The sequence below is a fragment of the Bacteroides sp. CAG:189 genome (genome assembly GCF_000432295.1).
GTDB classification, from domain to species: domain Bacteria; phylum Bacteroidota; class Bacteroidia; order Bacteroidales; family Bacteroidaceae; genus Bacteroides; species Bacteroides salyersiae.
Genome location: NZ_HF991100.1, coordinates 5,276 through 11,281 on the forward strand (window position 1 = coordinate 5,276; position 6,006 = coordinate 11,281).

Consider the following 6,006-nt stretch of genomic DNA (forward strand, 5'->3'; position numbering starts at 1 on the left):
GATAGAGCGGTTCGTTGGTGACATCCAGATAATTACTGCGGAATTTTTCGAACCATTTGCCATCGTGTAGCGGACGTCCGGTATTCTTATGCGCATAATATAATGGAATCTGTCCTACGTTTTGCGGGAAGCTCATTGTCAGTTTTCCACTCGGGTTGACACGACCGAACAGTACGTCACCGATGGCATAAGCTGCTTCGCTTCCACCAAACCAGACATTAAGAATAGCCGGAACATTGTCCTGTTCCCAATTCAATATCAACGGGCGGCCGGTAAAAAGCACTAAGACCACCGGTTTGCCTGTGGCTACCAGTTCTTTCAACAGTGTTTGTTGTACATCGGGTAGATTGAGATCCGTACGGCTGCTGCTTTCTCCGCTCATCTCGGATGATTCTCCGAGGGCAGCGACGATTACGTCGGCTTTATTGGCGGTTTCCAATGCTTCTTTCAATAATTCGGCATCCGTACGATTGTCCCGGTTCAATGAACGGCCGAACATGGTAGCGCGTTCTTCGTAAGCAGCGTCGCTTATCAGGTTACTTCCTTTGGCATATAACAGGTTGATATTCGCACCGTTTTCCATTAAAGGGATGTACCAGGGTTCATTGGGTTGGTTAAGAGGCATTTCATCCATACGGCCCACCATCTCACGAAGTCCTTCGATAAGCGACGGTGAACGGTCCAGCACGGCTGCCACGCTCCATGTACCCGGCATATTGCTCCGGGTGTCTGCCAACGGGCCGATCACTGCAATGGTTCCGGTGGGCTTCAATGGTAAGGTCTGGTTGTCATTTTTCAGCAAGACAAAACTTTCGGAAGCGATACGGCGGGCGGCATCCCGATGGGCACGCGTAAAGATGTCACGTGCCGGACGTTTCGGATCACAATATTTATAGGGGTCATCGAATAGTCCCAATTTATATTTCGCTTCCAGAATACGGCGGCAGGCGGTATTCAAAGTCATCATAGATACTTTACCCTCTTGAATGGATTTCTTCAGAGTGCCTACAAATCCGTCACTTACCATATCCATGTCCACACCGGCATTGATGGCACGGGCGGAAACGGTCTGTAAATCGCCGATACCGTGATCTGTCATTTCGGATATTCCGGTATAGTCCGTAACGACGAAGCCGTTGAAACCCCATTGACCGCGCAGCACATCACTCATCAACCATTTGTTGGCAGTGGCAGGTATGCCGTCCACTTCATTGAATGAAGCCATTACGCTGCCTACTCCCGCTTCGATGGCGGCTTCGAAGGGAGGAAAATATTCATTGTACATCCGTTGGCGGCTCATGTCTACGGTGTTATAATCGCGTCCGCCTTCGGCAGCACCGTAAAGGGCGAAATGCTTTACGCAGGCCATGATTTCATCGTTCCGTTTCAACTGGTCTGCGAGTTTTTCTCCCTGATACCCCTGTATCATTGCCCGGGCGATAAGCGATCCTAAGAACGGGTCTTCTCCCGATCCTTCGGAGACACGTCCCCAGCGTGGGTCACGGCTGATGTCCACCATCGGGCTGAAAGTCCAGGAAATGCCGTCTGCACTGGCTTCGATCGCTGCAATACGGGCCGATTCTTCAATGGCTTTCATATCCCATGTACACGATAATCCCAATGGAATGGGGAAGATCGTTTCGTATCCGTGGATAACATCCATACCGAATAATAAAGGTATGCCAAGGCGGGAATTTTCTACCGCTAATTTTTGTACATCCCGGATTTTTTCCACTCCTTTCAAATTGAAGAGTCCGCCCACTTCACCGCGTTTGATTCTTCCGGCAATGTCGCTGCTCTTTGCCTGTCCGGTGGTGATGTCTCCGGTGACAGGAAGATTGAGCTGTCCGATCTTTTCATCTACTGTCATTCGCTTCATCAAGGCGTCAATGAAACGATTCATATCCTGTGGAGATTTTTGCGCTTGCATGCCACTAACACCTATAAATGTTGCCGCAAGCAGAATACTGAAAGTTTTTATAAATCTGTTCATGGTTAATAATTAAGGCCTCTCCCCCAACCCCTCCCCGTAGGGAGGGGGGAGAAAGGTACATTTGTAAAATCGAGTGTTATATATTATTGACCTCATTCCTGATAGAATGTCTGATAAGGCATTTTACTCCCCTCCCTACGGGGAGGGGTTGGGGGAGAGGCTTAGTAATTCGGATTTTGTACCAACACCCCTTTAGACTTGTCTATCTCCGTTTGCGGAAGCGGTAGGAGGGCATTCTTGGGCTGGTAGTTCATCTTTCCGGCTTTATGCAATACCTCTTCGGCAATACCCCACCGCACCAGATCATAGAAGCGGTCGAATTCCATTCCCAATTCCACACGACGTTCATGACGGATGGCATCGCGGAGTACCGTTTGATCCAATGATTCCACTTTGGGCAGGACGTTCGGGTTATTGCCTCTCGCACGGGCTCTTACCATTTCAAGATCAGCATTGGCCTCTCCTGTCTTTCCGAGTTCATTGGCGGCTTCCGCAGCCATCAGTACTACATCAGCATAACGGATGAGCCGGATGTTTACCCAAAAACCTTTGTTGGTATATTCACGGCGCATAGCAGGATCGGTATAGGCTTTTTTGTTGAATGCCCGGCCCATGGCTTGCGATACGGGTGATTCGTTATAAGGTGTATTGGTGTTTTCGGGAGTGATCGGGTCTGTCTCGTTTTTGCGGAAGTAAAGAAGGGTAGCGTCCCGGCGCGGGTCTCCCGGTTCGTAGGCATCATATAATTCCTGGGTTGCCATATTCCAACCCCAGCCTAAATCCCATTGGTTGGCACCGCGCACTCCCTGGACTTCACAGAATTGACTGCCTATGACATCGCTGGCCGGTAAGGCTGCCGTGGCTGTACATTGCAGTTCGAAAATAGAACCGCCACTGTTTTCAACTTCGTCCGTAAATATTCCGCCACTGTTTTCACCTTCGTCCGTAAATATTTTATCATACGGTGTGTTCAGATTGTAAAGGCCGGATGTCATTACGTCATTGGATGCTATATAAAGACTGTCCCAGTTGTTGCGCATCATAAACGTGCGTGCATGGAGCGAACGCGCAGCACCCCAGGTGAGGCGTCCTAAAAACTCGGTAGCCCACTGTTCGGGCAGTAAGGCTTCGGCGCCGGCCAGATCCTTGTCGATTTGCTCATATAGTTTTTCGGCTGTGGTTTTCGGTACATTGGCTTCTGATGAATCGTTTACTTTGAACGTAATCAGAGGTACTTCGCCAAAGGCACGTACCAGATTGAAGTAGCAATATGCACGGAAAAACAGGGCTTCTCCACGGTTCCGGAGGTCTTCTTCGGTTAGCTTTCCGGTAGCTTCTGCTTCATCTATCGATTCGAGAATATCATTACACTGAAAGATAATGGCATAATTCTGGCTCCAGTAAGCCCCGAGTTGTCCGTTAGTAGCCGTATACATAAAGTCGTCATACATTTCTGCTACTTCCGAGCCGTCACTGCTCGTACTACCTTTCTCTGCATCCTCACTGCGGAAACTGTGAATGGCAAATGCCGGAGTTCCTGCCGTAATATCAAATTTACGCATCATCGTATAGACGTTATAGATCTTACCGTTTACCAAGGCATTCGGGTCATCGTCTTCCGTGAATTGCCCCTGCGGGCTGCGATCCAAGAAATCATTGCAACTTGTCACCATCATCGCCCCAATAGCCAGTGACAAGGATAGTATATACTTATATAATTTCATATCAAAATCAAAATATTTAGTTTATTAATTTCCCCTTTTCTCTCTCTTTCCTTCTCCCCTCTCTATTCTCCCTTCTCCCTTTTTTAAAAAGTCAGGTTGATTCCGAACGTATAAACCGCCGGTACGGGATAACTGCCGTTGTCCACTCCGAAGGCGATGGCCGAACCTCCTAATTCCGGGGTGTATCCGGTATTATGTTTCCATGTTTTCAGGTTTTGCACGTTGAAGTACATTTTCAAGGCCTGCAAACGTATCTTGGAGATGAGAGCCTTATCGAAAGAGTATGCCAGTTGCAGGTTACGGATACGGAAGAACCGTCCGCTCTCTACATAATATTCCGAATTTTCCCGGTTGATGGCATGTTTCGTATTCAATAGCGGCTGACTGTTTGATGTCCCTTCACCATGCCAGCGGTCCAACCGTTGTTCCATGTAGTTGAATTGGGCGAAGTTGTAATTATCCCAGGTACGGTAAATCTGATTACCTCCTTGGCCCATCATTTCAATGCTGAGATCCCAATTTTTATAGGATACGCCCAGCGAAAGTCCGTAAGTGACATCGGGAGTCGGGTCACCGATCATCGTACGGTCTTCCGGAGTAATCTTACCGTCACCGTTCACATCTGCGAATTTCAGGTCTCCCGGAGTGACGGTAGCCAGTGTGTTTTCGGGAGAAGCGTCAATGTCCGCTTTCGATTGGTATACTCCGTCCACTTTATAACCGTAGAAGTAGCCGATGGGGTATCCGGCCATTGTGTAACTTTGATTCTTGTCACCGGCTATGATTGAATATCCTTCCTGCACGAGACTTTTTACCTTATTACTGATGGTCGTCAGGTTGGCACTGATGGAGTATCCCCAGTCGCCGATCTGGTCGCGCCAAGTAGCTGCAAGTTCCACACCGCTGTTTCTGATCTCTCCTAAATTACCGATGCCCGGAATGGTGCCGGCGATGCCTGGGACTTCCGCAAGCAAGTCTTTGGTATTCTTCTTGTAGAAAACTCCTTCAAAGTGTAACCGGTTGCGCAACAGGTTGGTTTCGAAGCCTACTTCCCAGGCTTCTACCTTTTCCCAGCGTAAATCCGGATTCGGGAGGTAGGCCAGTTGATATCCCGGGTAGATGATGGACGGCTTGCCGAAAACGGCGGAAAAGGCATTCTTCAAAAGCGGTTCTGCCGGATAAGCGGAACTTAAATTCTGATTACCTAAAGTACCCCATGAACCTTTCAATTTCAGCATATCCAACCAACTGATATCTTTCATGAATTCTTCTTCGCTTATCAGCCAGCCTGCGCCCACGGAATAGAAGTTCTGCCACTGGTTTCCGGTGTACGAGAAAGCTGACGAACCGTCCCGGCGGTAAGAACCGTTGAACAGATATTTTCCTTTATAATTATAGATCACGCGGGCCAGCATGGATACGGTGGTTCGCTCCCACTGTGTACTTCCGTTAGTGGCGGTGAGCGGTTTGCGGAGGAACCAGCAACAATAATATTGGCTGACCGACGAACCATTTATCGGGATCATCGGGGATAACAAGACCGACTCCCTGTTTACGAGCTCCGTCGAGTCTGCTTAGCGAGTTGTAATAAGTTGTGAAACCGGCTGTAGCAGTAAGGTTATGTGCGCCGTCGGCAAAACTGTTGGTGTATGTCAGTACATAATCGCTCTGTACCTTCGTCTCATTCTGCTTAAACTGGCTGACTTCTGTCTTACCGGTTCCCAAAGTCGAAACATTTCCTTTTACCGTCGGGTCGTATACCTTAATAATAGGTATATAGGTTCGTCCGTTGTCTGATGCATAATCCATCGAGAAGGTGGCGCGTGCCGTGAAATGCTTCAAGAAATTTAGCTCTCCGTATACACTGCCCGAAGCCCGGTAATTTTCGGCTTTAGTGGTATTGGCTTTTAATGTTACATCCACCATCGGGTTGTTCATCTGCGCTTTCTGAAATTCGGGCAAGGCGGTGTAAAGACCGTATTCTGCATTGTACACCGGGGCCACCGGAGTGGTGCGGATGGCTCCCAACACCTGTTTCGCGTCGGCAGGCAACATACGTGCCCCGTTGAATTGGAAACCTACTTTGAAGTGGTCCGTCACTTTGTATTCATTGCTCGTATTGATCGTCACTTTGCTGAACTTCTCATGCTTGATGTTGCCCTGCTCGTGCGAATATCCTACACCCAAATAGAAACTGTGTTTCTCCGAGGCACCTGTGATACTGATGTTATTGTTGGTAATAAATCCTGTTTGGAATATTTCATCCTGCCAGTTTGTATCGGCATTCCA

Annotated in this window: 2 protein-coding genes and 1 pseudogene; all 3 read right to left on the reverse strand. The window is 48.5% G+C overall.

The window, feature by feature from the left end:
* The coding region (locus QVP90_RS13845; RefSeq protein ID WP_288204553.1) for a glycoside hydrolase family 3 N-terminal domain-containing protein at positions 1-1,993 on the reverse strand (1,993 nt) is incomplete at its 3' end.
* Positions 1,994-2,154: 161 nt separating this feature from the next.
* Positions 2,155-3,717 carry a RagB/SusD family nutrient uptake outer membrane protein gene (locus tag QVP90_RS13850; RefSeq protein WP_021936777.1) on the reverse strand — a complete coding sequence of 521 codons (1,563 nt, stop codon included), beginning with the start codon at positions 3,715-3,717 and terminating at the stop codon, positions 2,155-2,157.
* A gap of 83 nt (positions 3,718-3,800) precedes the next feature.
* Positions 3,801-6,006: pseudogene (locus tag QVP90_RS13855) on the reverse strand (SusC/RagA family TonB-linked outer membrane protein); the annotation flags it as partial.